The 2329-nt window shown below is 68.1% G+C and carries 1 protein-coding gene; it reads left to right on the top strand.

Annotated features, from left to right (window positions below):
• Positions 1-2329, top strand: a 2329-nt coding sequence (locus GRF61_RS23795) for a non-ribosomal peptide synthetase (RefSeq protein ID WP_169153095.1), incomplete at both ends; no start/stop codon positions are given.

The raw sequence follows: 2329 nt of genomic DNA, 5'->3' as shown, positions 1-2329 counted from the left end.
CGAACCAACTCGCGCACCACCTGACCGGGCTGGGCGTCGGCCCGGAAGTGAAGGTGGGGATCGCGGTGGAGCGCTCCTTGGACATGGTGGTGGGCCTGTTGGCCATCCTGAAGGCGGGCGGGGCGTACGTGCCGCTGGACCCGGAGTACCCGGCGGAGCGGCTGAGTTACATGATGGAAGACAGCGGGATCGCGCTGCTGCTCACGCAAAGCCAGGTCCAAGCTCAGCTCCCGCTGCCGACCGGACTCACGGTGCTGGAGCTGGACACGCTGGCGCTGGCGGCGGAGCCGGCGCACAACCCCGAAGTACCGGTGAGCGGAGAGAACCTGGCCTACGTGATCTACACCTCCGGCTCCACCGGACGGCCCAAAGCAGTCGCCGTCGCCCACGCCCCCCTGGCCATGCATCTGCAAGCCGTCATCGGCAAATTCGGACTCTCCACGAGCGACCGCCTGCTGCAGTTCGCCTCCCTCAGCTTCGATGCCGCGGTTTCCCAATGGGCATCTCCGCTGGTCGCAGGCGGCGCTGTCGTCGTGCTCGCGACCGAAGACCGGGAAACGGCCCGGCTGACCGGGGAAGGACGAGCCAGGGGCATCACCGCCTTCCACCTGCCGCCGGCCTATCTGAGTGAGCTGGCCGCGGCGCAGGGGGAGGGCGGATTCCCGGTGAGACTGTGCATTGCCGGTGGCGAGGCCTGGCCGGCGGAAAACTACCGTACCGCCTGCAATACCTTCATGCCCGAACGCCTTGTGAACTCCTACGGCCCGACCGAAGCGGTGATCAGCCCCTGCGTCTGGGAAGGCCGGCGCGATGACGTCCTGGAAAGCGCCTACGTCCCGATAGGGCGACCGGTGGGAGACCGCAAAGCCCACGTTCTGGATGCCGAACTGAACCTGACGCCGTCCGGTGTTGCCGGCGAGCTGTACCTGGGTGGCGTCGGCCTGGCGCGTGGCTACCTGAACCGCCCGGGCCTGAGTGCCGAACGCTTCATCGCCGACCCCTACGACGAAGGCGGTGGCCGGCTGTACCGCACGGGCGACCTGGTGCGCTGGAACGCGGGAGGGGAACTGGAGTACCTGGGCCGGATAGACCACCAGGTGAAGATCCGTGGGTTCCGGATCGAACTGGGCGAAGTGGAAGCGCAGCTGCTGGCACAGCCGCGGATCCGGGAAGCGGTGGTGGTGGCCGACGAAGGCCCGGGAGGCGCCCGGCTGGTGGGCTACGTATCGGCCCAGGCGGGCGAGGACGTGGACGTTGCCGAGCTGCGCGCGAAGCTCGGAGAGCAGCTGCCGGACTACATGGTGCCGTCGGTGGTGATGGTGCTGGACGGTCTGCCGCTGAACGCCAACGGCAAGATAGACCGCAAGGCGCTGCCGAAGGCGGAAGCGGGCAGTGCCCAGGCCTACGAAGCGCCGCAGGGCGAAGTGGAAGAACGGCTCGCGGCGATCTGGGCCGAAGTGCTGGGGGTGGAGCGGGTCGGGAGACGGGACAGCTTCTTTGAACTCGGCGGCCACTCGCTGCTGGCCTTGAAGCTGCTGGAGCGGATGCGCAGCCAAGGCCTGCCGGCCTCGGTGAAGAGCCTGTTCCAGCAGCCGGAACTGGCCGCTTTCGCTGCCGCGCTGGCAAGTGAGCCGCAGCGGGCAGAAGTCGTGGTGCCGCCGAATGGGATTCCGGCCGATTGCACCGCGATCACGCCAGAGATGCTGACGCTGGTGGAACTGGACAGGGAGGAGATCGGGCGCATCGAGGCTGCCGTGCCCGGGGGCGCGGCCAACATCCAGGACATCTACCCGCTGGCGCCGCTGCAGGAAGGCATCCTGTTCCACCACCTGGTGCAGACCGAAGGCGACGCCTACGTTACGCACAACCTGATGCGCTTCGACAGTCGCGAGCGGCTGGAAGGCTTCATTGCCAGCCTGAACCATGCGATCGGCCGCCACGACATCCTGCGCACCGCGGTGTGCTGGGAAGGGCTGAAGGAACCGGTGCAGGTCGTCCATCGCCAGGCCGAAGTCCGGATCCAGTGGCTCGAAGCGGAGGGCGGCGAAGACGCCCGCGCCCGACTGGAAGCACACGTTGCCCCCGGACGCTACCGCATCGACGTGCGCCAGGCCCCGCTGATCCACGCCATCGCCATCAAGGACGAAGCCCAGCAGCGCTGGCTGCTCGCTCTGCCCTGCCACCACCTGATCTCCGACCACACCACGCTGGAACTGCTGGTGGGCGAGATCGCCCTGATCCAGGAGGGCAGGGAAGGCGAACTTCCGGAACCGGTCCCCTTCCGCCGCTTCGTCGCCCAGGCGAAGCTGGGCGTGAGCGTGGCCGAACA

Origin of the sequence: Azoarcus sp. TTM-91 (assembly GCF_012911025.1) — a bacterium.
Lineage (GTDB): Bacteria > Pseudomonadota > Gammaproteobacteria > Burkholderiales > Rhodocyclaceae > Azoarcus.
This window is presented reverse-complemented; position numbering and strand designations above follow the sequence as displayed.